The sequence below is a fragment of the Providencia manganoxydans genome (assembly GCF_016618195.1).
Classification (GTDB): Bacteria; Pseudomonadota; Gammaproteobacteria; order Enterobacterales; family Enterobacteriaceae; genus Providencia; species Providencia manganoxydans.
In genome coordinates this window covers 1881846-1908668 of sequence record NZ_CP067099.1, presented here as the reverse complement: position 1 = coordinate 1908668, position 26823 = coordinate 1881846, and the positions used below count along the sequence as shown (strand labels likewise).

Sequence of the window (26823 nt, the reverse complement as noted above, 5' to 3'; positions counted from 1 at the left end):
ATTGACCTCTATTTTAAGTAATTAAAGATAGCTTCTACTGACATCACGCCCATGTACCATGTTAATGCACAAATGATGACACCAGACCACAGCAACCAACGTGGATAGTGATACCCAGACATCAAATCAGCACGTTTCCAACCGATATACACAAAAATAGTTAAGCCAATTGGTAAGATCAGCCCATTAAAACCACCAGCAAACACTAATAAAGCGGCAGGTGCCGTCCCCATCATTAAATAAACAGCTAAGGAAATCGCGATAAAAATGATGGTTGCGATATTACGCTGTCTTTCTGTGACTGATTTTTTAAACGCAGTGATAAAACTCATAGAAGTATAAGCAGCACCAATAACACTGGTCAGTGCCGCAGCCCATAAAATCAAACCAAAAATACGTAATCCGAAATTACCTGCCGCAGCTTGAAAAGCTTGAGAAGCTGGATTTGCTGATTGTCCTGAAATATCAATGGTCACCCCACTTGCAACCACACCTAAAATGGCTAAGAATAAAATGTAACGCATTAAACCAACAACTAAGATGCCCTTGGTTGCAGCACTTGAGACAACCTTAATATTTTCGATACCCACAGCACCTTTATCGAGTAAACGATGCGCACCTGCATAGCAGATATAGCCACCTACCGTTCCACCAACAATTGTCGTGATCATCGCAAAATCAACTGTGTCAGGAAGTACACTCTGACGTAATGCTTCACCAACAGGTGGGTTAGATGCAAAAGCAACAAACAGAGTTAAACCAATCATTACCAGACCTAGCACAATAATGATCCGATCGATAAAGGTACTGGCTTTACGGGAAGAGAAAATATAGATTGCCAATAATGCGCTAATTAACCCTCCCCATTTTGGATCTAAGCCAACCAACGCATTTAACCCTAAACCTGCACCCGCAATATTACCGACGTTAAAGATTAATCCACCAAAAATAACCAGTACAGCCAGCAAATAGCCACTACCCGGTATAGTTAAGTTAGCAATCTCTGACGAATGCATTTTAGTTAATGTCACAACACGCCAAATATTTTGTTGTACAACAAAATCGATGATGATGGATGCAAGGATCCCAAAAGCGAATGCTGCACCTAAGGTAACGGTAAAGGTTGCCGTTTGAGTGATAAAGCCGGGGCCAATCGCTGAGGTCGCCATTAAAAAAATGGCACCTATCAATGAAGTTCGCCTATTTTTCACAAATTCTGCGGTATTGGTACTTTCTTGAGCTGCCATGTGCATACTCCTTTCGGATTGTTTTTGTCGTTATTGATGTTGTGATCGCCATGTACTCTAAATAATTCGAGGTGCAGCTGGGCGCCAAGTGAATGAATTCGCTTGGCGCATAGAAAATACAGTGACTACCGCAAGTCATCGTAATCACCATACCAACGAAAAGCGCTGCAACTTGAAGTATACCGAGTAGGAGGCAACTTTCGTGCCATTGTTCTACCAAGAGTAATTATTGTTAATTCATCTTCACTGGATTGTTGAACAATTAATAAGGAATGGTGAATTAACAAGCAATAAAAATCGTTTTTTGGTGTTTAAAAATCAAAGACTGATCACTTTTTTAACAAATCATGCAAATAATTAACATTAATTGAAACCAACGATTCGACAATACGCACCAAGTTAGTGCAAAAATCATAAATTAGCCTTAACAATGCACCAAAACGAGCCTTGATGCCTTTTAGGTTATATGTGAAGATAATCTATTGGCTGTGTATAACTGACTCTTTATAGTACAAAATACTTATGACTAAACGACCTGTAGCACAAACATTAGCTGTCACTATTGCAGAAACTATCCGCTATAAAATTACTATTGGCGTGCTCACACCAGGTCAACGTCTGTCTGAAGCTGCCTTAAGTGATGAACTGGATATTTCACGTAATACACTACGTGAAGTGTTTAGAGTTTTAACGCAAGAAGGGTTACTTACTTATGCACCAAATAAGGGCGTGTTTGTCTCTGTTCCTGATATGGCTGCAATTATCGACATCTATCAAGTCCGCCGTTTAGTGGAATGTGACTCCTTAATGCATGCTTACGCGATGCATCCCGCAGTGCAAAAAATGAAACATGCAGTCAGTGAAGCACGCGAACAAGAAAAAGTGGAAAATTGGATTGGTGTGGGGACTGCCAATATGAAATTTCACACTGCTATTGTGGAACTCTCTGATAGTGAGCGACTAATTAAGTTATATCGCAATGTCGCGGCTGAATTGCGCTTAGCATTTGGGCATCTTAACGACCCTAAAATTCTTTATGCTCCTTATATTGATAAGAACCAATTTATTTTAGAATTACTTGATACTGGTAAAAACCACGAAGCAGCCGAAACACTCCGACAATATTTAGATCTCTCAGAGCGCACATTACTTGCTGCTTATAAACGTAGTCAATCAAGTTATTAAACACTCGGTCTATTTTTATATTTAACAAATCTATATTTATCCTTCTTGGAACTAAATTTTATTTAATAATAATATTGTGCTAATTCTCACTTCTCAAAACCCTCTTCCGAATATTTACCACTTTTATTGTATTTATTGACTTTTTACTCACCACTTTTTACTGATACTTTTTTATCCACATGTTCATTTTACATACAAAAGAAACAAAAAAGTAACAACACTAAAACAATTAATTAATATTAAGCTTTACTCCTATCGCTTAAAAAATAATTTTTAATGTAAGAAATAGCGCATGACAGTATTAAATTGTTACAAATTAATACATATCAACAATAAAAAATAGTTGCCCACATCAATTACTCGACTAAATGACTCAATATTTACGATCTAACAGTTGTAGTTTTAACGAATATTCGCTATAAAATTTGCGCTAGTAAAAATACAAACATAAAAAATATTAATATAATTGAGATCCCATTATGACTTCAAACCACATTTCGACGAAGAAACCGTTTAAGTTTGGCCTCGGATGGCAAATTTTAGTTGCACTAATTTTAGGGGTTGTTTTAGGCGCTTTTCTGCATGAAAGCGTAGAATATAAAGATTGGTTAATTGTGAATGTATTATCACCAGCAGGTAAAATATTTATTCAATTAATTAAAATGATCGTCGTTCCAATTGTTATTTCAACTCTGATTGTCGGTATTGCTGGAGTTGGAAATACTAAACAACTCGGTTCTTTAGGTTTTAAAACCATTCTTTATTTTGAAGTAATTACCACTATTGCAATCATTGTTGGTATTAGCTTTGCCAATATTTTCCAACCTGGAGTTGGCATTGATATGTCACAGCTGACGCAGGTTGATATCTCTCAATATGAAAAAACAACTCAAGAAGTCGAAAGCCACCCTTCTGGTATTATTAATACCATTCTGACGATGGTGCCAAGCAATATTTTTGCCTCGATGGCCGGTGGTGAAATGCTACCCGTTATCTTCTTTGCCGTATTATTTGGTTTAGGCCTCTCATCCTTACCAAAAGAGAAAAAGCAACCTTTGCTAGATGTACTACAAACGTTCTCTGAAACTATGTTCCGTGTGACTAACATGATCATGCTCTATGCACCTATCGGTGTATTTGCCTTGATCTCAGTGACTGTGGCTAACTTTGGATTTACCTCATTAGTACCGCTGTTGAAACTAGTCGTCCTTGTTCATTGTGCCATCCTCTTCTTTGCTATTGTGGTATTAGGGTTAGTTGCACGTTATTGCAAAATTAACATTTTCACTCTAATGCGCATCTTAAAGGATGAGCTATTATTAGCCTACTCAACCGCCAGCTCAGAAACAGTATTACCACGTATTATGGATAAAATGGAGCAATACGGTGCACCTAAATCTGTAACCAGTTTTGTTATTCCAATCGGTTACTCATTTAACCTTGATGGCTCGACCCTTTATCAAAGTATTGCGGCTATCTTTATCGCCCAGCTCTATGGTATTGAGCTATCCATCGGACAAGAGTTGATTTTAGTATTTACCTTAATGATTACATCTAAAGGTATTGCTGGTGTACCGGGCGTCTCCTTTGTGGTACTGCTAGCCACATTAGGTAGTGTCGGGATCCCACTTGAAGGCTTAGCATTTATTGCCGGTGTTGACCGAATTCTTGATATGGCGCGTACCGCACTGAATGTAGTTGGTAATGCCCTAGCTGCACTGGTTATCGCTAAATGGGAACACAACTACGATGAACAAAAAGCACGTGAATATGAGAAAACATTTTAATCATTACATGCTTTAGGTAAAAAGGCCGAGATATTTCTCGGTCTTTTTTATTTATAATTTAAATAAGTTGATATTTCATTACATATATAGATAATAATGCAAATAAGAGTAAAAACCCATATATTTAAACATGTTAGTTTTATCATTTCGTATATAGGAAAAATATTATTTTACCTTCAATAAAAACAAAATCGTGACCTTCCACACACAAATATCAATACATTCCAGTAAGTATATTTACTTCACACTAAGGCCGTGTTAAAAATCACTTAAATCGACTAATAATATTTATATAACAATAAAATTAAATATAGCATCTATAATAAAAGATAAATATTATCTATTATTTGGCTTACATATCCTTAATTTTTACAACACCAATTTATTTTATTTATTAATAATAAATAAAAATCTGATAATGCTTTGCTAACAGGAATGGATATAATGAATAACAAAATTCTTTTATTTTTAATTTCATCTTGTTATATGGGAGATATTATGGCAACAAACTATTTTGTTGATCCTCAATCTTCCTCAGCATTATGGGTTGAGAAAAATAAAAGTGATCCACGAGCAGAACCCATTAATAAAAACATTGCCTCTGTCCCTACTGCTATCTGGTTATCTTCCATTCAAGAAAGTGAATTTGAATTAACACAGAAGATCACAAACTATATTGCACAAGCCGAAAAGCAAAAAACTGAATTAATGTTTGTTGTATACGGTTTACCCAACCGTGATTGCTCAGGACAAGCCTCCGCAGATAACAGTGCAGATCAACAAAAATATAAAACATGGATTGATACTCTGGCAAACACCATCTCTGACACTAAAATGACAATTATTTTAGAGCCGGATGCGCTAGCAGATATAAGTTGTCTAACAGAAGCACAGCGTTCAGAAAGGATCAATTTAATTAATTATGCTGTCTCAAAATTTAAAACAAAATCTCCAAATGTCTATGTCTATCTAGATGCAGGAAATATGAAATGGGTGACAGCAAAAGAGATGGCTCAATCGCTAATATCAGCAGGAATTAAAGATGCTTATGGTTTTTCTTTAAATATCTCTAATTATCACGCGACTGACCCAACCCTAAAATATGGTAACGATATTAATCAATATTTAACTGAGCTAGCTAATGTACAATCAAATATCATGATTGATACATCACGTAATGGCAATGGTGCTTCAGGACTGCCTAATGATTGGTGTAATTCAACAGGACGAAAAATCGGTGATAGGCCAAAAGATATATCCGCAACAGTTAAAACCGCTTGGATTAAACCACCTGGAGAATCTGATGGTGATTTTTCTCCATCAGCAGACTGTCATGGTGGCCCTAAAGCCGGTGTATTTAGCCCAGAATTAGCAATGAAATTAATTGAAGGGAAGTAAGTGATCAGGATGGTTATTCAGGAAAGAAAATAATCATAAAATGGAAGAAAAAATAGAAATGCCGATAGAATATCGGCATTTTTTAAGCATAACCACAATATTAAGCGTGAAAATTGTCACATCGTATTTGTAACTGATTAACTATTCTCGCCATATGAAACCCATCGATAGTTGCATGATGAACTTGTATAGAAAGTGGTAATAAACATTTTTCACTTGATTGGTAATATTTCCCCAGCGTAAAAATAGGCGGAAAATAATCAGTGAAGTTTGCTACATTTAAATTAAAACCATCAAAACTCACCCATGGGATCATCGAAATACAAAAATGATTTTCAGGAAGATTTGGCTTAGCCATCAAATCAATATTGTCTTTGTATAATCGCTGGTCGTACTGATAATTAGCCAAAAAAGCTGACCAGTCACTATCATACTCCGTCCATAACTGGGAAAATGTCTCCGTCTCTGGATGAAAAACCGTATAGGCGGGGTTTACCTGATCCCACAGTATCAGCTCATTATCTTTTATCGCCATTCTCGATTCAGGATATTGATTCACCACCTGTGCAATTATGTGGATCATGGCTGGATAGAGTTTATGCCCTTTATTGCGAAGCTCAGTCTGCAAAGCCGTAATGTCTAACTGGGTAGTTAAACTAAAACCGCAAGGCACAGTTTGACGGTAAAATAGGAAATGCTGTTTTCTATTCCACTGTTCGATATTGACTTTTGTATAATGCATTGAATTGCCCTTCTCATTGATTAATAAAATTTTTAATGAAGAAGGGCAACTCTCTCTGCTTTGATTGGTGACATTGGTTAGTCCTTATGCTTTAGATTACAAATGAAATACTAACAGATCTAACCTAGTTTATTGAAGGTTTAAGTGCCCCGCTATATTTTCAATAGAATGAGTAAACACTTTTTGCTAACTTTATGTTTTGATATGATCTGTTGTCTTAACGACTTAAAATGAATATATATAACTAGCATTCTTATTAAGAGCTTAGATTTAAGAAACGATTTGACTTACACTTCAGGGTTGCTAAAAGGAATATTTAATGGAAAACAATGTGTTACTCTCTGTGATTATTCCTTGCTTCAATAATGAAGAATATGTTTATCCATGTCTATCTTCCTTACCTCTCGTACAACATGAGCTACTTGAAGTGATTATTATCAATGATGGCTCCACCGATCAATCCTTAACTGAAATTCAGCGTTATATTTCTGAGCACGACAGCACCAATATTCATATTATTAACCAGCCTAATCAAGGGGTTTCAATCGCTAGAAATGAGGGATTAAAATATTCAAATGGGAAGTATATTACTTTCTTAGATGCAGATGATTTGTGGTCACCATCGCTATGGGAGAAGCTATTTCCGATACTTAGCGATAAATCACCTGACATGGTCATATATAACGCGTTGAAGTTTTATAATAATGATTTAAATCATAGTCATCAATTAAAGATGACTAAACTAGCGGATGGGTTACATACTATTAATAGTATCTGTGATTTATCTGACCTTTTCGGCGAGAATAAATGGTTTGCTTGGTGCCGTGTGTACAAAAAAGAATTATTAGACACTATTTTATTTCCTAAAAATAGAGAATATGAAGATTTAGCGATAGTCCCAATCATTACCGCTAAAGTAAAAAGATTGTTTGTGATTAATACTCCATTGATATTTTATCGTGTTAGAGAAAATAGCATTACCAGTAAGCCAAAAGAAAAACAAATTGATGACATCATATATGCGATGAGTTGCATATATGATGCCTATTTAAACTCAAATCAGAGTCATAATTTTAAACAAGTGTTAGCCCCGACTATGCAACATGAGTATAGCTTACTCCGTAGTATAAGCCGAAAAGTTCACGGTTATTGCTATTTTACCAAAGAACAACAACACAGTTTAAAAACAATTCTTAAGCCATTCCAAACTGAATTTAAATTTAGTTTTAAAATGAAAGCAAAGTTTCTTGGTGTGTATTGTTTATTAGGTAAAATAAGAACAAAAAAAATGTATAAACATAGCTAATTTATGCCCATATACATCCAATTTGCATGATGCCACATTAAGATTAGATACCCCATAAAATCAATCAGATAACCATTCAAATATATTCATTATAGTAAAACTTTTAACCTTTACTTTCAAATTATTTCTAATCTATTAGAGACAAGATAACTCATGACTACTAGTACTAAAATGATTGTAGAGCAAATAATATTGAAATTGCTCTTAAAATTACCCCTATTAATGTTTACATTAATAGGGGTAACACCATCACTGAAAAGTAAACTTAAATTTATTCCTTTGTTCAAATACTAAAAAAAATTCACTAACTCATTTTTATTTCTAAAAATAATCAATCTCAATAAATAATCAACCAAATAGGAAAAAAGTGTTATAAGAAAAACAAATTGAATGATATAAGAAGTTATAAAGATATCTGACAAAATAACGCTAAATCTCATCGTTCCATTTGTTACATTATCATTAGACAACCAAACAACAATATTAATCCAATATGGAATTAAAAAATAAATAATTAAACGATCTTTCTTACTAATCATTAATGATTTAATTGATGAAAATACAATAAAAACACAAAGAAACGCCAAATACGCAAATAAAGAGTAAGACATTGATTTTATGGAAGGTATTATTAGATTTGAATTAACTGAAACAGGGTAAAATCGAAAAAAATACTCATGAACCAATTCAAGATAAAAAAACAAAATACCAAATAAGAGTGAAAAATACGATATAGCTAATTTTAATTTAGCGTCATTCATAATCTTTTAAATATCCCTGTAATTTATAAGGCACTACTTTATAGTGTAGGTCATAAAACCTCTTGTACTTGGAAAATACAACTCAAGCAACTTATGCCTTAATGTCCATGGATCTTCACGCATCAACAAGTTTGCTTCAAGTGAGCTAAAGATACCACCACTTTGCTTCAAAATAGTAAACACGGTATCTGAACACATAGCCCATCCAGCCATACCATGATTATAAATTAATTCTGTGATTTTTTCTGCTTGTGCTCTAGGTACTGTAAACTCAATAATTTGAATATCTTCACCATCCCATTTTTGAAATGAAAGATAGTCATCCCATGTAAATTCAGGATAGTTAAAAAATTCGCCCGCACTTCTAGGTATTCGATATAATTCTATACTACTGAAACAATCATCAGAACCACACTCACCATACCCTCCAGAAGGATCATACAGAAGCGCTTCTTCACTTTCTCCCACAACTAAACCTGTGTGCCCAATTCCCCAGTTATAATTTATCATCACAAATATTTTTACTGGATCTTCAATTAAAGAATCTGCATAAACATTAGGTGAGATAACAACGGGAATATTGAATCGATTATAATGTACATCGTTAATTTTCATTTCAATCACCTATTTGATTGCTTCATCTCGGATACAATAGCCTGATGTATTAGCACTAATATGTGTATAGGCGATACTTTCATATAAAATTGCAACTTTCTCAAAGGGTTGTAAATCATTTTGAGTCATTGAATTAGGTGCTTCGTTTGTAATACGAGAAATCGAAGCTTTTGTCAGCTTTATCTTTTTGTAAGGGTGCATTATCCCATTCCTATCAACACGATAGTATTCAAAAAGAAAATCCAACATCTCATTATTAGCAATAGCAGATAAAAGAAGTGGTGATGATTTATCATCTGCTTTAATCATGATGAAAGGGGCATGAGAAACATTTTGTTTTCGCGCTAAATCATAAATAGTAGAGTAAACGAAAATTTGGTCTTTGTGATCTACTTGATATTTGTTACCAATCGAATCATAATTGGAACACCCCGCAGAAATCAAACCTTGTTTATTGCCATTTAGTGTTAAGTAAATTAAATCAGCCATACATTTCCTTATGTTAAGCAGTCGAATTTGACTTAATTAATACATTTATTTCAATAAATTGCAATAAGAAAGATTACCCCTTGTCACATAACTAATTATTATTCTTCCTAAAAAATATTTTTAGGATATGACATAATTCTATTTACATATATTGATAGGCTGGCACAGAATACCTATTTGTTTAATAATATTATAGAACATATGTATACTAAGATTAGAGCGTATTTAGAAAAAAGATGATTATTATTTTAAACCAGTCAAAAATATTTAATGTAATAAGAAGCCGCTTTTTATAGCGGCTTTATTTTGATTGAAATTAAGGTTTTTTAGGCCAATCAATATCAGGTGCGGTTGATGTATCAACACGGTTTAACAGAACGCGGTATTTTTTCCATTCTTGGAGTGCTGCTGTTTCAGATTCTGTTGCTAAGTCAACGTCAGCCGCCTCCTGCAAATACGTAATTGTACCATTCGCTTCATTCAATCGCTGGGCTTTTTCGTTGTCAGCTTCGGCAACTAAAGCGATTTTTTGCGCGTCTGTATCAGTGACCCATTGTTTTCCATCCCATTTATCGAATTCCGTTTTCGGTTCTAAAAGTGTGAGTGTATCGGGTAAATCACCGATAAAATCTATCTCTGTTGGCTGACGTGTTTCAGTGCTGTACGCAGTTTTACCGCTATGGTCTATGACATGTAACCATGACAGCTCATCAGCGCTTCGAACAATTGCAATGTCTTGTTTTTCAGGTAGCTCAGGGGCATCTAAATAAGCACCCGCCGGTAAACCACCACCAATTGTAATATGTTCCATCGTTGCGCCCATATACTCGCGCGTTGCCTCATTGATGTAATAGGTTTTTACCCAACCTGTCTGTGACACATAACCATCTTGACCGATTTTGCCTTGATTAATTTCTAAATTATATTTGTTCATTATGCTGCTCTCACTATATATAAAAATGCAATGTTACGAGGACGGTTTTCGTTTGCTGTAGGTACGACTCTTGACGCATCAAATCTTACTTTATGACCAGCATTTCCTCCGCCTAGACCTGACTTGCCGCCAACAAAGCCACCATCATAAAGAGCCCCTATAAACTTTATCATTCGATCATTCGCTTCATACATTTCTCCGGTAATATTTCTTATCGCATCGCCTTGTGCTGATAACACTGTACGAGCACTATCAACATTACGACCAGCATCAAAACCGCGAATAAATTCACCACGTAAATCAGGCAATACACCGGATGGATAAGCTAGCGCTAAAAGAGGGTAAGTTGCTTTATTGAACGTTTGGCCATTACAAATTAAATACCCCGTTGGTGCTGTAGTTTGAGGCCAAGGTAAAGGAATTCCAACGCGACAATCGCTAAGATGCTCTGCTGTTCCTAATTCTCTTAAGTTACCATTTCTGTCTGTTGTAGTATTTTTATCTGTATAAGCTTTCCAACCTATATAAAACTGGCTTTTATTATCTACATTCTTATACGCCGTCCGACCAAACAAAGTGCTATTTGTTAGAAATAGTTGACCTTGTGCACTTGCACCTGTCGGATCATTCCATCCTCTGACAGTTAATAAAGCTCCATACGTAGTACTAGAACTTCCAACGATATAGTCTTTCATTGATGTAATGCCCGCTGTAACACCAATGGGAAATTCATCTGCAATATTAACGTTCACACCACCACGATCAGACCGTGCTTCCATTCTTCCATACTGCATTATACCGTTATAGCTGGCCCAGCCCATAGGCGTGTAAACATCTGTATTTAATAAAGCAAAGCCTGTTTTTTTCGGGATCGATACCACTGCAACGTTTTTACCATCTTTATCACGATAAATAATGTTCACCGATATGGGCGATGTATCAGGAGCTGTTTCTATATCAACGCGCTCCCCATTATTTTTATAATTTTTTCTAAAAGAAAGCGCGGGATAATCTCCCTCATTTTTTATTTTTAACATGCCAGTAGCTTCAGGCATTATTGTATTTAATTTTTCACCTAATCCGTTTTTTAGTGCTGTATTTGTAGCGTAGTCACCAGCCGGTGCATAGCTGCCTTTCGGTTGAAACTTAGTATCCGCATCCTTTTTGGTGTAGTAGTTGCCTAACTCCAAAAACCCCGCCAACGTTGACCACGATGCCTGCGATTTATCAGGCTGTTCGCCTTTAGTTTCTTTAATCGAAACATAGATAACGCTATTAAATTGAACAATGGCGGTTTTTGGGTAGGAAAGCGTGGCATCCCACTCTGCCACACCACGCTGCGTCAGATACATCAACCACTCATCGGTACGTTGACCTATTGCATTAAACCACTCAAGTGGCGGCTTGCCTGCGGTTCTATCAAGGGTGATCCCCCAGCCACGTAATACATCTGGAAATGTTTCAATCTCCCCTGTTTTCGCATCTTGCGCGAAAATTTTTAAGTCTGGCTTTTTAATGACTGACATTCATTAACCTCGTGAATTTTCCATCGTTAAAACCAAAGGCATGCAGATCATTTGACCAACCAAATGGATGCGTATCGGTAATGACGAGATATTTATAACTAACACCTATCGGTCTAGATAAGATGTCGAGATTTTTAATTGCATAAAGTCGAAATGGCGTTAAATAATTGGCAGCAATCACCACATTCATCGTCATATCATCGTTATCAATAACAAAAGATTGCTCACTGAATAAATGAGCAATGGAATAACTAATGTTGGCAATATCAGGCCGCTGGTAATTCTTAATAATTTTCGCTTTGATAAAAAAACGATAGTCTTCATCATCCAGTACTGATGAACCATTTAATGAATCGCCGTAGCGATATAGCACGCCGACATCAAAGGGTAAGGCGCCCTCAACGCCTAAAAAGCCAAAGTAATCTTTTGGAACGACTGATTTCATGACACGGCTGATACCAACGTGCTTGCCAATTAAATCAAGCCCATAACCTGAAGCCTTATTCACATCGAGCACCTCGGCTAATTGAATAACCGACTCGAATGCGGCTCGTGTTTCAGAAAGCAAAAGCCCGACAGTTTGTCGGGCTTTCGGTTTCTGGCGATATTGCCAAATCAGGAAATCTTCACCTTGTTTACTCAATCAGCACCTCCACATCTTCAGGGCGGATCACGGCACATTGGCGAAGGTTTACTGACACCCTCTCTTGGCCATTTACCGTAATACTTTTGATATAAAAGCCGGGTACTTGATTGACCTGACAAATCAAACGTGTCGCATATACTGCTTCACCGATAGCAAATTCTGTCTCCGCTAACAGTGACTTAATACTATCAGTATCAATATCATGGAAGCCGCCCACGCGTTCAATTAACAACTTCACTTGAATATTCACTGGCTGTGCCCGATCAAATTTGACTGTGCGCATTCCCCCCGCATAGTGTTGTGTATTGCTAATGCTGCCGAATACGCCACAACCGCCAATTTTCTTTTTCAAGATCGTTAAACCAATCGCATCATCACTTCCTCCAATCACGACTGCATTTAATGAGTGAGGTGGAATACCTTTCTCATCAGTAAGATGGGTGAAGTTTTCATAAACACGCGCTTGTTTCACATCGGGTAAATCCAGTAACGCACCTTCTAGTCCTTTATAGTCATCATGGTTATTAATCGAGTGTGAACGCATAAACCGCAACAATAAGTTGCCATCCGTTTCTGTGAAAGCACCTTCTTTGGCCGCTTTAGTGGTCATCACTTTGTCAATTCCGACAGTGACCGTATCCATCGTTAACATTTTCTCTGCCGCAAGCGAAAAAGCGCCCAATTCGCTGCTACGCATATTCACCCTAGCCGATCCCGTTGAGCCTAATGTCACTTCACTGGTCGTTACCCACCGAGCACGGTTGTCATCAGTAAAACGACTGCCTTTTGCAACAACCGTGCCCTGCTTACCTGTAATCACCACATCATCAAGATAGCTATATTCCGCGCCACGACGCACAATCCCTGCATACATCGCCCGCTGTTCCAGCCATGAGCCCATCGCTTTATAGGGATCTAACATCTGTACTATCATTGCAATAGCTTGATTGATGTTATCTATTTCCTTAGAGAATAAACCTATCATCTGCCCATCAGGGGTGTCGGCATCAAGGTTGATATCATCGCCATAGATTTGTTTAAACCCTGCGGTTAGCCGTTGATGGACATGGGTTAGTCGATCAATCACTATGCCTGTTTCAGTTATTTGGAGCATCTGTCGTTACCTCCGTTTTGTGACCATAAATATCGATATATGAGACAGAGATCGTAATTAACCGTGTATCTGGATTGAGTTGAATATCAAATGCAGTGATCTGCTCCACGCCTTGGGTATTTAACACACTGTTTTTGATTTCTGATTCCATCACCGCTAAGTTCGGATTTTTACGTAAATAATCAAACCATTTGATGCCATGGTCTCGATTAAGAAACCAATCTTTATTTAATGACAGCAAGCGTGTCAGTACTGATTGCGAAATAGCGCTCGATTGTCCGCAATAATCTGTGCGCCCTCGACCAAAACACCAATCATGATTGTCATCAAGCCTTCGTACTTTCATTAATTAGGTCCTCCGGTATTTCCTCCGCCGGTCTGCACACCACCATGCGTATGCGTATCGCCAATGTTTTTACCATTATGTTTCAGTGTGCCACCTGATGACTCACTATTACCCTCTACTGAATGATCGCCTTTAATCAAAGCATTACCTTCCAATTGATAATTACCTTGATGCTGGATATCACCTTTAATGATTATTTTTCCTGCTTGTATACGAATAAATGTTGAGCCATCATCGGTTTGTAATGACAGCGCATCATGTGAATAATCAGGGATCTTATTGGGTAAACTGCTCGCTTGAGGTAAAAAAAAAGCATCTGACAAATCATGAAAGCGTTGATCAAGCGGCTGTGATTGCTGCCCAGACACATACCATCCATCAATACATCGTTCCGCAAAAATAACTAGCCCTTCATCGCCAGCAGCTAAAGGCACAGTCACACAAAACCCACCGCCACGATAAAAACCAATAGGGACATCCACCAGCGGAGGGAGTGCTATTACCTGCCCTTCTTTATTTATATGGCTGATCATTAATTCGACGGTCGCACTATGCCCATTGGATGAAATAATTTTAGCTGGTAGCGCAGTGTGAATTTCATAGCGTTGGTTCTGTGCATATTGATTGATAACATCAAGAAAAGTAGGTTGTTTCATAATTTAACCTTATTAAATTCACCACCAATACAAACTAATTTGCTATACCAATCCTTTTCCATAAAATCACCCATATGGCTAAGTTCAATAATCTTATAATCGCCATTCAGTTCAGTAGTCATCGAATTAATGCGTACCAATGCACCTATTTTCAACGCAGGATTACACAAACAAGTGATAACTAAACCCGTTTCATTTTTTTCGGGCTTACCAATTAATCCTGTTTCCTGAGATAAAATAAAACCTTCGTTATCAGTAACCACTTTATTTTTAGGTAATAATGTTAATTGACCATCTTGCACAGACCAATCGGCTTGATTGTTTTTGGCTATTTTATGCAGTATTTCCCTTGCGTCCGTAAACATCACCTTACCACGAGGCAGTTGCCTATCATTAGGTAACTCCGTAATCCCAATCTCAATCCCCATTGCTTGGGCATTTTCTTTTAAAATATCGGCATCACTATTGCCTGCGGCGAGTGTTTTATTAATTAGCGACGAGGTATAAGCGCTAAAACCATCACCACAAGCCAATTCACAGATTAAATCTTCTGCACTCTCCGTAATTTTTGCATCAATAATATCGCCTGAATAAATTAAACGCAGTTCATCATAACCAACAGAAAGCGCCACTCGGTTAAACACTTTGCTAGTGAGTAAATTACGGTGTGATGTATTGAGATTATAAATACGAATAATTGCTGGATTAGGCTCTGAAGATAATGTTTTTTTAACATCAAAAGTTACTCTTAAATTAGTGACTTCAAATGCCTCATCTTGATTACCAATAACTAATTTAAGCTGTCTGCCAAATTGTTTCATGCCAGACTCCTTTATCAACGATATAGAGTAATAACCGTTCACCTAATTCATTCTGAGCGATTGCATTAATACCAAAACGTGATTTATCACTGAGTAGAAAAATAAAAGGTAAATTTTTTTCAATTAAAGACGGGGCATTGACTGCTAATCCTTGCATCTGTGTGATCATTCGATTGTTATTTGCATCAAACAAATCAAATTGCCACCCTTTTGAAAGTTGGTTGTAATACAGTGTTAATCGTAGATTCATGCCAAATACAGTAAATAATTGCTCTTGGATTGGCTCATTTGATACTGGTATTTTATATATCATGACGTTATTCCTAGCATTATAGATGTGTCGTGAGAGGAATTAATCGCCTGAAGTTCAGGTTGTGTTCTACCCATATTACTTTTCTGTGGTTGCTGCTTTAAATCAGGATGTAGCCCAGTCACAACTTGACTTTCAACAATAAATATTTCTTCCAGATTTAAAACAAAATCAGCCGCTGCGGGGGTATCTTGTGTCGTGCTAATACTGGTTAGCACCATATTTTTATACAGCCTGATCCCCGTTTGTACATCAATGGGTTGCCCCATTCGTTGGATCGCTAACAAAGACTCATAAGCACGCCCTGCGCGATCTAACGTTTGTGAACTGTCGGCAAACGGTTTCAATGCATCGGGGTACCAAGGTGCGATCACCTTTTGAGTTTTATTTGCCAACACACGACCAACGGTCATATATTGAGCCAACATTGCTTCTGCCTGCCGTATCGATGAGGATATTTCTAATGGCAAAGGATAGTCATCCATGGCATCTGTATCCAACCCCAACAGCTGATTAAAATAGTTAGCGGGTTCATAACCCACGACTTTCCCCGTGATAGTCAGCGATTTGGGTTCAAGTACCGCATGATCAGCAATATCAGCTCCTGATTCGACAGGATTTTTTGTCACTCGCAGCGAAGAAGTATGAGATTCCCGAATGGTACAATCAAACTCAAATTGGCCAATAGTTCGGGTGATCACGGAGGCGCGCCCCGTAAATATTCCACTTGTGATATCCATAATCTGTATCCAATAAAAAAGCCACAATGATGTGGCTATTGTATTATTTAAATATCTAATTAATTGCTATGAGCACTTTGCAGTGAACGATATAAAACCTGAGTCAGATTATCATTGATCCCATTAATGGCTAATGATGCAGCCTGATAAGGATCTGAGCTCATTACATTTTGTTCAACATTCACACTGCCTTGATTAACAATAATATTTTTATTGTTGCTTGTAGTAACATTAGATAAATTAGGATTTGCCAAGTTTTGAGCAATTAATTCCCCTGTTGCATTTGAAATGTTCAGTAAACTATTTTCGCCTTGTTTGTCTTCACTGAGTACTCCAAGCTTTTGTAGCCCTGACGTAATCCCTGAAATAACCCAGCCAAACTTTTCATTTACCCATTTAAACGCGATATCAAACGGTTTTTTAATTAACTCGGTAACACTGTTAAACGTATTCGCAATATCATCAATAAACTTATCAATATCGGTATTACTAATATTGAATATCTCTTTAATATATTGCCAGCCAGCCTCAAATGGTTTGATCAGATAACTGGCAATGGCATAAAATATTAAGCCTAACTTCTCAGTCCATGAAGTTGAGTCATCTGTAAAAATGGCAAACAATGCATTAATTAATGCAAACGCATTTTCAAAAGGTGCGAGTATATAGTGAGTGATCGCTAGGAAAATTTTCGATACATTATCAACAACAGATTTAACAGCATCAACTAACCAATCAAACAGCGCTAATGCAGATGTTTTAATGATGTTCCAAACATTGGTGATCACTTGAACCATCATATTCCACATCACACCAAAAGATGCGACAAATCCAATAAAGTATTGTTTTAATCCCTCCCATATTTGTATTAAACCGTCAGTCATGCCTTTCCATGCTTCAGACATCATGGTGGTATTACCGCTAAATAAACCTACAAGTAATTTAAAAGCATTACTGATATATTTAAAAAAACCACCAAAAATCATGAGCACACCATCAAACATGTGTGACCACGCAGCAGCCATAGCATCTAATAATGCTTTATTTTCTGTATAAAATGTATTCCACCAAGCTAATAGCGACTTTATCCACTCAACAGCAGGTGCCCAAAAGCGGGCAAATAGTGATTCACCGCCATTTAGGTAAGCCATAAAATCGCCAATCAGTACCATTAAACCGGCAATCGCCGCGACAACCCACATTACAGGATTGGCGACAAAAGCCATCAACATGGACTTTTTAAATATGGCCAAAACAGCCACGATACCTAAAATGGCTGCCTTCCAACCAATTGTATTTTCAATTAATTGGCTAATTGCGCTAACGGTATTGCGGATCATCAATATCGCTTTTGAGCCCCATTTCACAACTTGGGTTAACCCTTCAGCGATTAATTCCTTATTTACACTCAACCAAGCGTTAAAATCGTCAATGACCGCGGTTAAATTTGGCAATAATCCCAACGCTATTTTGGCTTTTATCGCGTCTATGGATAATGCTGTTTTCTGTGTTGCGACTTGATATTCATCGGCTTGCTGTAGCTCTTTTTCTGAAATGTCAAATAACAGATCTTTTTGTTGAGCGAGATTTTTTACCCCCTTTACCGTGCTATCAATAAACCCCATAAAACGGTTAGCCACAAAATCGACCGCCATAGCGAGCGTGGATAGTACCGCTTTAAAATTATCAATTGTCAGTCCAAAACCTTTAAGGTTTCTTTTTACCTTGCTAATTGTCTCTGCAATTGAAGCCGCCGCCGTGCCGAGGGCAGTGACGACACCTTTTAATTGCGCCACTTGCTCGACCTCAAAGCCGAGTGTGGTGAGAAGCTTTTCTATTTCCATTCTCTGCCCTCTGCTGTGACAACAAACGCTCGGCATAAGCTTCATGAAAATCAAGCACATCGCCGAGCGTTGCTGTCGTTCGAAGATCGTGACCGGTATAGATGCCTTCCATAATGGGTAGCATTTTCAACCAGTCAACGTCCGTTATGCCGTCAGACTGACCAAGCTGGGCATATTTACTTTGGATGCGACTCCATCGGGCAAAAAATCAGAAAAGTGAAATATCAAACCATTCACAATTAATGGATAATAATGTGAACGGTAAGTATTAAAATGCGTATTAAACACATCTACTTTATCTAATTGAATCAGATTATTATCGACATCTTTCGCCGTCACCCACTTTAAAATAAATTTTTCCACTCCCTGCATATCTGGAGAGCCAATATTGGCTAAAACACCGCCCACATCAATATCAACGTGCTCGCCATTCATCGCAATGCAGCCTTTTAACATACCCAATAATTTCATTGCGTGACTTTTGGCTTCGACAAAATTGCTATGGCGATGCTCATAAGTAATGTTATCTTTTTCCATCAGTTAAACGCTCCTTTACCTAGTTTGGTGATCACGCGTTCAAATTGGATCACCCATGATTGCGCGTTATGGGTCGAGCCACGAGATTGGGTTGGCGGTGTTGTGAAAAAGCCAACATGACCAACAATTTCATCACCATTCCAAGTATCTTTAATATACAGTTCTAGCGGTGCAGGCGCAGACTGGCTGCTTAACATTTGATTGCGTAAGTTAGATAAAAAATGGTTGTCCGCTGAATGTTGCAATAGCTTCATTGTCAATGTACCTGATTGGTTGCCACTAAATACGTAAACACCCCGCCCATTGGCACCGAAGGTCCATGCACCATCATCACCGACAGGCACAATAGATAAAGCATCAGCAGATTCATCAAACGCGGTAAATTCGTAACCATTGATGCTAACCATCAGACTTTTATGATTATATACAGACATAGTGACCTCTTAACGATTGAATTGAATAAGTAAATCCGCAGAATGCCCCGCACCTGCTAGCTTGATAGCGCACATAATTGGCATCATTTTGCGTGCTTCACGATCAGCTTGTGACTGAACATCAAAACTGTCCGAATAAAAATAAAAACCTTCATCTAGACGATCGCCAAAGGTGATTTCACCAATGTCATTGCCTCGCCAAATTCCACCGGCTAAGAAACCATTACGATTGAATTCATTGCCTATAACGGTCAAAGAACCAATTAACATTGCTTGCCCTTTATCGGTTTGCGCAATTTTAGTTGGACTTGCCTGTAAAGTAGTAAAAGCTTGTTTTTGGCATGCATCAATGAAAGCATCTAGCCCCATCACTTCATCAATAAACGTACCGCCAAGCATAGTCCCTTCGGCTAACATATTGATACCGTCATAATCTGTGTAGAAATTTATCCCTAAGCGACGACATTTTTGTGCCTCATCCTGTGTGACGCGGTCGTCGGAACGCACGGAAGTTTGCTGCTTAAATTTGACCGTTTTCGCGGTATTTTGCCCCTGCCAAGTGGTTGACACCGCAATAGCCAGTAACTCAGCTGCCGCATGGTCGTCACCGGTCTTATTGAATTGCACCATTAAGCGACCACTGTTTTTGTCATACAATTTTTTGAGTATATTGCTGTTTTGCCACTCAATTTGTTCATCACGAGTTGCGGTATAAGCCATGACTTTTAAGTCAGCAGCACTAATCCAAGCATGAGCATCTTCAAGCTGCTCATCAGTGAGTTGATCCGCAAAATAGACGCCGTACCAGTTTTGATAGCTATTTTGCAACTGATGCAATGCCTCAGAAGGCTGCTCCGCATTAATGATCTGAGCGGCAGAACCAATACTCAACGTGGCTTGACCTTCCTCTAATTTCAGCAAATGGCCAATGTAACTGCCGTTTTCGGCTGGAGTCACATAACCTAACCGAGTTTTTGCATCAGCACCGGCAGTTTTTGCTTCAATAATTATTCGATTACCAACTTCGTCCCACTTAGTTTGTAGATTGCTGCCTTCAGGCAATTGAGCATCAATCACTTGCGCAATATCGCTAAAATCGATCGCTTTACTAAAATCAAGATCTGCCAGCACCGCTTCTTGACCCGCAATATTTAATGTCATGGTTCCATCAGTGATCTGCTTCAGTGTATTAACACCAATCGACAATGTAGAACCTTTAAGCGCATTTGCTGTAGCTGCAATTTCTTGTTTTTCTTTTGCAAAACGAGCAATCATCGCTCGTTTTAATTTTGGGCGAGCAGAAAACAGCGCTTGAGCAGCTTTATATGTCGATGAATGAGAGCCAAACAAATTAGCGACGTCTTGCTCATTAGAAACAAATAGATAACGTGATGTGGCATCCGTAAATGCATTACCGACCTCAGAAGTAAAAATAGCCACCATACTCAGATCACGGCGTTGTGCTGCCGCTGCCTGTGGCAGAATTTGTGCATTAATGATCTCTTTAATTGATAAACTCATATTGATTCCTTTAGAGTAGTAATAATCACCGATTCACCATGAGTAAGTGATGATTCGATACGATGAATATGTGAAAGTGTTAAATTCAGTTGTGTTGTTTGTGGTTTTCCTTCTATTGGATCTTCTGGGTAATGTTTAATCGCCGATTCACACACAAACCCTCCCCCCATTGCTTTAAATAATTGTTGAGCAATGTAGGTTTGTAATTGCGTAGATAAATCTTCGATAAGCAAATAACAACGTTCCCCATAAGCTTTAATTGCAATCATGGTTTCACGTGTTGACGTGATAATTTCGCGATTATTTTCCGCATCAAACTTGTTCTCTATTCCAATAGGTTCAGATGTCAGCGGAGTGACCGTAATAAATTGACTCCATGCAGATGTATCAGTGTAGGTGCTACCATCAATAACTTGCTTTTCAGGAAGTTGAGTTAACATTGCGATCACTTGTCGCACTTTACTGATATCAAGCCTTGAAAGTGTGTTTGTTGTCATATTTCATTCCAATAATGGCCAAGTCACAGACGTACGAAATCGCCTATCTCATCATGTGAATAGATAGCCTTTTAACTAATCCCTCAATTTACTTTTTATTTGGGAGTTGGATATTACTTAATGTTTGTCGCTGTTGTTCAATTAACTTGAGCGCTTTTTTATCTAAATTACATAACTCGATAACAGTTAATAATGTCTGATTAAGTAATAATGACTCTCCCCAAGTGAGTTCACTTGGAATAATAGGCGGTAAGCAATCATTGAATAAATAATCAGGGATACTGACTTGAGGTATTTGAATATATTCTTTGTGAGTGTTGGCGCAGCCGGTTAGCAGCATCACTAGGCACAAGCTGAGTAGCACACTCATTATGGAAAAACGTTTCTTTAATAATTTGTTTATTCCTTTCAGAATAAATAATCGCGGCCTCTTTTTGTAAAAGATTGTGGTTTGCAATGTCATTAATCTTTGATGAAAGTTTTAAATTAATATCAAATATAAACTGCTGAACTAATAACTGATGATTTAATAAAGTATATTTTTGCGTTAGTTTTTCATAATCATTAATTACCCACCATAACCAAAAACTCAATATAAGACTACTTGCCATAAATAGTTTTTTCATAAATCATGCAGGATAAGCTTGGTGTGATAATTGAAAATGAGGTCCATCTTTAAAATTAACCCAATCACCACCCCATTCGATATCCACTTTTAATTCTTCAGCCGCTTTTTTCATAGCCACAGCAACTTGTGCAAATTTAGACCAATCATCCCACGGTATTTCGCGGTTAATAATAGGAGCGCAATCAATAGCATGTCCTGTTAAATGACGACTGTTCATGGTTTTACTTTTTCCACTGGCAAACAACTGCCTTTGGCGAGCTTCATTACGTTTACCTTCAATAACCATAAAATCAACATTAGATAATTCTAAAGCACGACGCACAACTTTAACTAAATCAGGATGTACGCCGCGTAGATTTTCTTCACTACGTCGACTCAATAAAAATTTACTCATAATTAAACTCCAAATCGTTTTTTTATAAATTGTATAATGAGTTCAATAAGACTATAGAGTTTCTTCGTTCCTAAAAAACCCACAACAACCCCACAAAATTCAGCTAACAAATCCCAAGCCTCTGTATTGCCACTCTGCGCTAACCACCATTCAAGAAAACGGATAGTCCCAACACTGAGTAGACCACACATTAGTGCTTCACCTAAAGACTGCTTCCATAACATACCTTGTTGGCGTTCTCGGATATAAGCTACTAACGCAGCAAAAGTAAAACCACCAATAAAAGGTAAATAGGATTGTAGCCATCGAAAAACAGATCCCCACCATTCATATTTATCAGGCATACATACATTCACTTTAAAATATTATTTTGCATATAAGTTTGACTAATCTAACTCTTTGATAAATTTAATCTAGATTTTCAGTGATTGTTAGCAAGACAATAATCTCCTGATAAACCATCAATTTTTATCAATGACTTTCATTTAGTCGATATTAAATAAGATATACATAACATATTTAAATGTTATTCATAAATTTCAGTTTTAGCAGATTAGCGGCATTTTTGCGCGCGCACCAATCTCTTTTTTAGATAATAGAAACTGGACTCAATTAGCAGTTACCTTTCTATTAATGAAAAATACACTTCCAATACTAAAAAAGCCCCTTTTAAAGGAGCCTTATATTGGTTAATCAATTTCAATGTTAGCAGATTAACGCCATTTTTGCGCGCGCACCAACCTCTTTTTTAGATAATAGAAACTGGACTCAATTAGCGATTACCTTTCTATTAGTGAAAAATACACTTCCAATACTAAAAAAGCCCCTTTTAAAGGATCCTTATATTGGTTAATCAATTTCAATGTTATCAGATTAACGCCATTTTTGCGCGCGCACCAATCTCTTTTTTAGATAATAAAAATGGGGCTCAATCAGCGGTTAGCTTTCTATTAGTGAAAAGCACGCTTCCAATACGAAAAAAGCCCCTTATCAAAGGAGCTTTATATTTATCATGTTAATTTCAGTTTTAGCAGATTAAAGCCATTTTTGCGCGCGCACTAGTTTGTCTGATTGTGATAATGGTTGTTTGCAGATAACATCAATATCTAGTTGAATATTTAATGTTTCTAGGCACCCTAAAATAAAACTTTCTGCGATTTGGATCCTTTCGCGGATTTCGCCTTCACGAATTTTATATTTACGTCCAATTGCTCTCTTTGAATGCCCTTTAACATAAAACTCTTCAATATAGCTACGCTCCCTTTCCATACCAACCAAACCTAATTTAGAGACGCATAAATCAATGACCAAACCATCTTCATCACTACACATTGGTCTATTGTTTTTTGTATATGACACTAAATCACGAAAGCCCGCCGCAACAGATGACCAGCCTATCGAAGCATAATGTTCCCCACACGACCAACTTCCCCAGTAGGATAAAATTTGCTGTATATTTCTATTCATCATTTAAAGGGCCTCTCTGCATCACTCATCTTTAACAACCCGCTACTTGCCAATTTAAGGTCATTTTTCGAACAAATCGTTTTAACAATATTGATTGTATTTAACTACCATGATATTTGTTTGTCAAATACAATAAAAATTGTATTATGAGTAGTAAGAGAATTTTCATTATTTTAACGAGGGTTACCCTATGTCTTTGGCTAGTAGGATCCGGCAACGCCGGCAAGAATTAAACCTAACACAAACAGAACTCGCTGAACGCGCGGGTATTAGCCAGCAATCAGTTGAGTCGATTGAAAATGGTCGAACAAAGAAACCTAGAAACATCATCGAAATCGCAAAGGCACTTCAATCTCATCCGGAGTGGTTACTAAACGGTAAAAGCATCATGCCTATGTCCGAAGTCAACTCCCGTCGTGTCCCACTTCTTAGCTACGTACAAGCTGGGCTATTCAAGGATGCAAATCCAATAACGGACTACGAAGGAAATTTTGAATATATATTAGTTGATGATGACATCAGTGCGAACGCATTTGCTTTACGGGTTGAAGGCGACAGCATGACACCTGAGTTTAAAGAAGGCGATATTGTGGTCATTGATACTGAGATATGGCCTAATCCAGGCGAATTTGTTTTTGCTAAAAACGGTGGCAACCAAGGTACATTCAAGAAGTATCGTCCAACAGGCATTGGCACAGGCGAGTTTGAGCTTGTTCCACTAAACCCTGATTATCCAACACTCAATAGCCACGACTATCAAATATCACTGATTGGCGTTATGGTTGAACATCGAATTTATCGCCGTAAAAGATAACGCTCTTCTCATTACTTCTTGTTTCCTTGCGGGTAATAGGTAAGGAAACAAGGTGCTCCTGCTCAGTTTCCTTTCCTAAAACAATTAGATAAGTATAAAACAAAACAATTACTACATTTATAGTTTACATTTACTATTTTTATAGTATTATCACCTCCATAGATACAATTTATATAGTAATAGGAGATTGTCATGGAGCTCAAACAAGCTATCAAAGAAAATACGCTCGCATTACGTCAGCTGATCACACTTTTACAGTCCCAACACTCCGCACCTGCTCATAACCTCGAATCAATGATTGATTTTAATATGCAGAAAAAACAATCTGTTATAGAAAACCAAGTCAACATATCAGCAAATATCGATATAGATTCATTAGATCTTAAACAAATTGTTGCACTGGCAGTATTATTTAAAGGTGATTTTGAGCAAATTAGCCAGCAACATATGGAAAAAATAATAGCCGCTATTCAAGGAGACAATATTGAGCAACTCCCCCAAATAAATGCATTGTATATGACATTAGCCAATTTAGAGCCTGTTACTCTATTACCGAATATGGCAGTGCATAATTTATGTATCGAAGTACTCGCAAATTGGACAAATTTAAATGGCATTGCCGAACGTTGTGAATATGCCCTTTCACTTATCGAATCGAAAAAAATCACAGCGAATCAACCTAAAAAAACAGATCCTCAAATATTATTTTCACAAGCAGAACAATTAATATTACAACTTGCTAAAAATGGCTTGCGTAATGAAGCCGTTGGAATTTTAAATCAATTTAATGCTAAAAAATTAGGGCAAGTTTCGGTAGAGAATTTACCTGAAGTTATCTCTATTGCGAAAACATTACTAAATAACCAATAAACTCTTTTTTAAATCGAACTATACATAATTCGAGGTACTGCTAAGTAGCAAGCGAACAAATCGCTAAGCACATGTAGGCGTTAATATTTCGCATCATCATACCTTAACGCCACAATTTAAAATAGGTGAGTATCTCTATCTGTAATATTGGAGACTATATGTTAACTCAAAACAATGACGGCCCACTTTACTATCGTGCTGCTCGAGATGCTATTCGTTTAGAACGTTCAGGTAAATACTTTGAAGCTTCAAAGGCATGGTCACAAGCTAATCGACTCTCACGCGTTTATCGTAATCAAATATGGTGTGAGCACCGAGCCAACTTTTGCTACATGCAAATTCAAAGAGAAAAATATAAACTTATGGATGAAGAATATATTTAAATTATAATTTACATAACAAACATTCTATTCATGATTTTTTGATTTAACTCGCTATTATAAATTATAGCGAGTTAGTTATAATGGCAAATGATTATAGCTATCATTCTTAATTAACTTATTTATTCTTATTTTTATCATCATAATAAATTCATTGATTGTTTGTATGAAAAAGATTACAAAGATAAAAATTTTTTTGTTAATCGAGAGTCATTATGTGTCCACTAAAATCAGTTTGGAAATTCTTTGGCTTGTATCAAACACACACAGTCAGAATATTGCATATGTTCATCCTTTTGTTAGTGATAACACAAATCATTATTAGTAATTGGATGGATGTTTCAAATACAGGTTATATCCCAACGAGTGGCTACATATTTTATTTTACTTGGCTACATATTATCGTGGGAATTAGTTTACTTTTTTTTACTGCATTTTTAATTACCATCTGTTTCTCTAACCGTGGATTACGTTACTATTTCCCTTATTTATGGGGAGAGTTTTCCCAGATAAATGATGACATTAAAATGCTTATCAAGTTTAAATTACCCGATAGCTCACCAAAAGGGCTAGCAACCTCCATACAAGGATTAGGTTTAGGTGCTTTAGCCTTAGTTGTATTATCCGGGATCACCTGGTTTATTCTATGGCTACAAGACTCAACATTTGCCAATGAAGCCAAAAATATTCATAAAACGCTAACAGGCTTAATCGAAGCTTACATTATTGGTCACGGGGCAATGGGATTACTACATTTTATTTTATGGTATAGAAACTCAAAAACAACCAATCAATAATTAAAAATGCCCTACAT

30 protein-coding genes are annotated in these 26823 nt (G+C 37.1%); 8 read left to right on the top strand and 22 right to left on the bottom strand.

Features of this window, described 5'->3' with window-relative positions; all coding sequences use genetic code 11:
• Window positions 1-8 precede the first annotated feature (8 nt).
• The gene (locus JI723_RS08420; protein WP_272579981.1) at window positions 9-1247 is read right to left on the bottom strand and encodes an NRAMP family divalent metal transporter; all 1239 of its coding nucleotides are present in this window, start codon (window positions 1245-1247) and stop codon (window positions 9-11) included.
• A 522-nt stretch (window positions 1248-1769) separates the two neighbouring features.
• On the opposite strand from JI723_RS08420, the gene JI723_RS08415 reads away from it, so the two are divergent.
• The 3 genes from JI723_RS08415 to JI723_RS08405 all read left to right on the top strand — a co-directional run bounded on the left by JI723_RS08415 (window position 1770) and on the right by JI723_RS08405 (window position 5617).
• Window positions 1770-2432, top strand: a complete 663-nt coding sequence (locus JI723_RS08415) for a GntR family transcriptional regulator (RefSeq protein ID WP_070929286.1) — start codon at window positions 1770-1772, stop codon at window positions 2430-2432.
• A 479-nt stretch (window positions 2433-2911) separates the two neighbouring features.
• A complete protein-coding gene (gene gltP, locus JI723_RS08410) occupies window positions 2912-4219 on the top strand; it encodes a glutamate/aspartate:proton symporter GltP (protein ID WP_140178551.1) in 1308 nt (435 codons plus the stop codon).
• Between the two features lie 498 nt (window positions 4220-4717).
• Window positions 4718-5617 carry a glycoside hydrolase family 6 protein gene (locus JI723_RS08405; RefSeq protein WP_319066576.1) on the top strand — a complete coding sequence of 300 codons (900 nt, stop codon included), beginning with the start codon at window positions 4718-4720 and terminating at the stop codon, window positions 5615-5617.
• Window positions 5618-5717: 100 nt separating this feature from the next.
• Here the strand turns inward: JI723_RS08405 and catA are convergent, their stop codons facing one another.
• Window positions 5718-6359: a type A chloramphenicol O-acetyltransferase gene (catA, locus tag JI723_RS08400; protein ID WP_272579979.1), complete on the bottom strand. Its 642-nt coding sequence runs from the start codon at window positions 6357-6359 to the stop codon at window positions 5718-5720.
• Between the two features lie 319 nt (window positions 6360-6678).
• Here catA and JI723_RS08395 point away from each other — a divergent pair, with 319 nt between their 5' ends.
• Window positions 6679-7665, top strand: coding sequence for a glycosyltransferase family 2 protein (locus JI723_RS08395; protein WP_272579978.1), 987 nt, complete (start codon window positions 6679-6681; stop codon window positions 7663-7665).
• Window positions 7666-8459: 794 nt separating this feature from the next.
• On the opposite strand, the gene JI723_RS08390 is transcribed toward JI723_RS08395, so the two are convergent.
• The 20 genes from JI723_RS08390 to JI723_RS08295 all read right to left on the bottom strand — a co-directional run bounded on the left by JI723_RS08390 (window position 8460) and on the right by JI723_RS08295 (window position 23948).
• Window positions 8460-9041 (bottom strand): hypothetical protein, encoded by a 582-nt coding sequence (locus JI723_RS08390; protein ID WP_070929282.1) that lies wholly within the window; start codon window positions 9039-9041, stop codon window positions 8460-8462.
• Window positions 9042-9050: 9 nt separating this feature from the next.
• Window positions 9051-9530 carry an Hcp family type VI secretion system effector gene (locus JI723_RS08385; RefSeq protein ID WP_337979917.1) on the bottom strand — a complete coding sequence of 160 codons (480 nt, stop codon included), beginning with the start codon at window positions 9528-9530 and terminating at the stop codon, window positions 9051-9053.
• A 316-nt stretch (window positions 9531-9846) separates the two neighbouring features.
• A complete protein-coding gene (locus JI723_RS08380) occupies window positions 9847-10464 on the bottom strand; it encodes a tail fiber assembly protein (protein WP_140178575.1) in 618 nt (205 codons plus the stop codon).
• The gene (locus JI723_RS08375; RefSeq protein WP_337979916.1) at window positions 10464-11990 is read right to left on the bottom strand and encodes a phage tail protein; all 1527 of its coding nucleotides are present in this window, start codon (window positions 11988-11990) and stop codon (window positions 10464-10466) included. Before JI723_RS08375 ends, JI723_RS08380 begins: the two co-directional genes overlap by 1 nt.
• Complete coding sequence (locus JI723_RS08370) at window positions 11977-12633, bottom strand: DUF2612 domain-containing protein (RefSeq protein WP_336193066.1); 657 nt, start codon at window positions 12631-12633, stop codon at window positions 11977-11979. The genes JI723_RS08375 and JI723_RS08370 overlap by 14 nt, the downstream gene beginning before the upstream one ends.
• Window positions 12626-13750, bottom strand: coding sequence for a baseplate J/gp47 family protein (locus JI723_RS08365; RefSeq protein ID WP_337979915.1), 1125 nt, complete (start codon window positions 13748-13750; stop codon window positions 12626-12628). The genes JI723_RS08370 and JI723_RS08365 overlap by 8 nt, the downstream gene beginning before the upstream one ends.
• A complete protein-coding gene (locus JI723_RS08360; protein WP_070929276.1) occupies window positions 13734-14096 on the bottom strand; it encodes a contractile injection system sheath initiator in 363 nt (120 codons plus the stop codon). Before JI723_RS08360 ends, JI723_RS08365 begins: the two co-directional genes overlap by 17 nt.
• Window positions 14096-14752, bottom strand: a complete 657-nt coding sequence (locus JI723_RS08355; RefSeq protein ID WP_140178589.1) for a Gp138 family membrane-puncturing spike protein — start codon at window positions 14750-14752, stop codon at window positions 14096-14098. The genes JI723_RS08360 and JI723_RS08355 overlap by 1 nt, the downstream gene beginning before the upstream one ends.
• Complete coding sequence (locus JI723_RS08350) at window positions 14749-15573, bottom strand: phage protein (RefSeq protein WP_140178592.1); 825 nt, start codon at window positions 15571-15573, stop codon at window positions 14749-14751. The genes JI723_RS08355 and JI723_RS08350 overlap by 4 nt, the downstream gene beginning before the upstream one ends.
• Entirely contained in the window at window positions 15548-15886 is a 339-nt protein-coding gene (locus JI723_RS08345) for a phage baseplate plug family protein (protein WP_070929273.1), read from the bottom strand. Before JI723_RS08345 ends, JI723_RS08350 begins: the two co-directional genes overlap by 26 nt.
• Window positions 15883-16623: a phage baseplate protein gene (locus tag JI723_RS08340; protein ID WP_319066600.1), complete on the bottom strand. Its 741-nt coding sequence runs from the start codon at window positions 16621-16623 to the stop codon at window positions 15883-15885. The genes JI723_RS08345 and JI723_RS08340 overlap by 4 nt, the downstream gene beginning before the upstream one ends.
• Window positions 16624-16682: 59 nt before the next feature.
• Window positions 16683-18467 (bottom strand): hypothetical protein, encoded by a 1785-nt coding sequence (locus JI723_RS08335; protein WP_337979914.1) that lies wholly within the window; start codon window positions 18465-18467, stop codon window positions 16683-16685.
• A gap of 144 nt (window positions 18468-18611) precedes the next feature.
• Window positions 18612-19004: a putative phage tail assembly chaperone gene (locus JI723_RS08330; RefSeq protein ID WP_070929271.1), complete on the bottom strand. Its 393-nt coding sequence runs from the start codon at window positions 19002-19004 to the stop codon at window positions 18612-18614.
• The gene (locus JI723_RS08325; RefSeq protein WP_337979913.1) at window positions 19004-19438 is read right to left on the bottom strand and encodes a tail tube family protein; all 435 of its coding nucleotides are present in this window, start codon (window positions 19436-19438) and stop codon (window positions 19004-19006) included. Before JI723_RS08325 ends, JI723_RS08330 begins: the two co-directional genes overlap by 1 nt.
• A 9-nt stretch (window positions 19439-19447) precedes the next feature.
• Window positions 19448-20959, bottom strand: a complete 1512-nt coding sequence (locus tag JI723_RS08320; protein WP_272579969.1) for a DUF3383 domain-containing protein — start codon at window positions 20957-20959, stop codon at window positions 19448-19450.
• Window positions 20956-21456, bottom strand: coding sequence for a phage neck terminator protein (locus tag JI723_RS08315; protein ID WP_140178603.1), 501 nt, complete (start codon window positions 21454-21456; stop codon window positions 20956-20958). Before JI723_RS08315 ends, JI723_RS08320 begins: the two co-directional genes overlap by 4 nt.
• Before the next feature lie 88 nt (window positions 21457-21544).
• Window positions 21545-21826 (bottom strand): Rz1-like lysis system protein LysC, encoded by a 282-nt coding sequence (gene lysC, locus JI723_RS08310; protein ID WP_233445743.1) that lies wholly within the window; start codon window positions 21824-21826, stop codon window positions 21545-21547.
• A 259-nt stretch (window positions 21827-22085) separates the two neighbouring features.
• Window positions 22086-22478: a M15 family metallopeptidase gene (locus JI723_RS08305; protein ID WP_272579967.1), complete on the bottom strand. Its 393-nt coding sequence runs from the start codon at window positions 22476-22478 to the stop codon at window positions 22086-22088.
• A gap of 2 nt (window positions 22479-22480) precedes the next feature.
• Window positions 22481-22822: a phage holin family protein gene (locus JI723_RS08300; protein ID WP_272579966.1), complete on the bottom strand. Its 342-nt coding sequence runs from the start codon at window positions 22820-22822 to the stop codon at window positions 22481-22483.
• A 691-nt stretch (window positions 22823-23513) separates the two neighbouring features.
• Window positions 23514-23948, bottom strand: a complete 435-nt coding sequence (locus JI723_RS08295; protein WP_272579958.1) for an antiterminator Q family protein — start codon at window positions 23946-23948, stop codon at window positions 23514-23516.
• 187 nt (window positions 23949-24135) lie between these two features.
• Between JI723_RS08295 and JI723_RS08290 the strand changes: the two genes are divergently transcribed.
• The 4 genes from JI723_RS08290 (at window position 24136) to JI723_RS08275 (ending at window position 26806) form a co-directional block, all read left to right on the top strand.
• A complete protein-coding gene (locus tag JI723_RS08290) occupies window positions 24136-24759 on the top strand; it encodes a LexA family protein (protein WP_070929264.1) in 624 nt (207 codons plus the stop codon).
• 192 nt (window positions 24760-24951) lie between these two features.
• Complete coding sequence (locus JI723_RS08285; RefSeq protein ID WP_272579957.1) at window positions 24952-25629, top strand: hypothetical protein; 678 nt, start codon at window positions 24952-24954, stop codon at window positions 25627-25629.
• A gap of 158 nt (window positions 25630-25787) precedes the next feature.
• The gene (locus JI723_RS08280; RefSeq protein WP_070929263.1) at window positions 25788-26012 is read left to right on the top strand and encodes an ANR family transcriptional regulator; all 225 of its coding nucleotides are present in this window, start codon (window positions 25788-25790) and stop codon (window positions 26010-26012) included.
• A 212-nt stretch (window positions 26013-26224) separates the two neighbouring features.
• Window positions 26225-26806 carry a cytochrome b/b6 domain-containing protein gene (locus tag JI723_RS08275; protein ID WP_272579956.1) on the top strand — a complete coding sequence of 194 codons (582 nt, stop codon included), beginning with the start codon at window positions 26225-26227 and terminating at the stop codon, window positions 26804-26806.
• Window positions 26807-26823 lie beyond the last annotated feature (17 nt).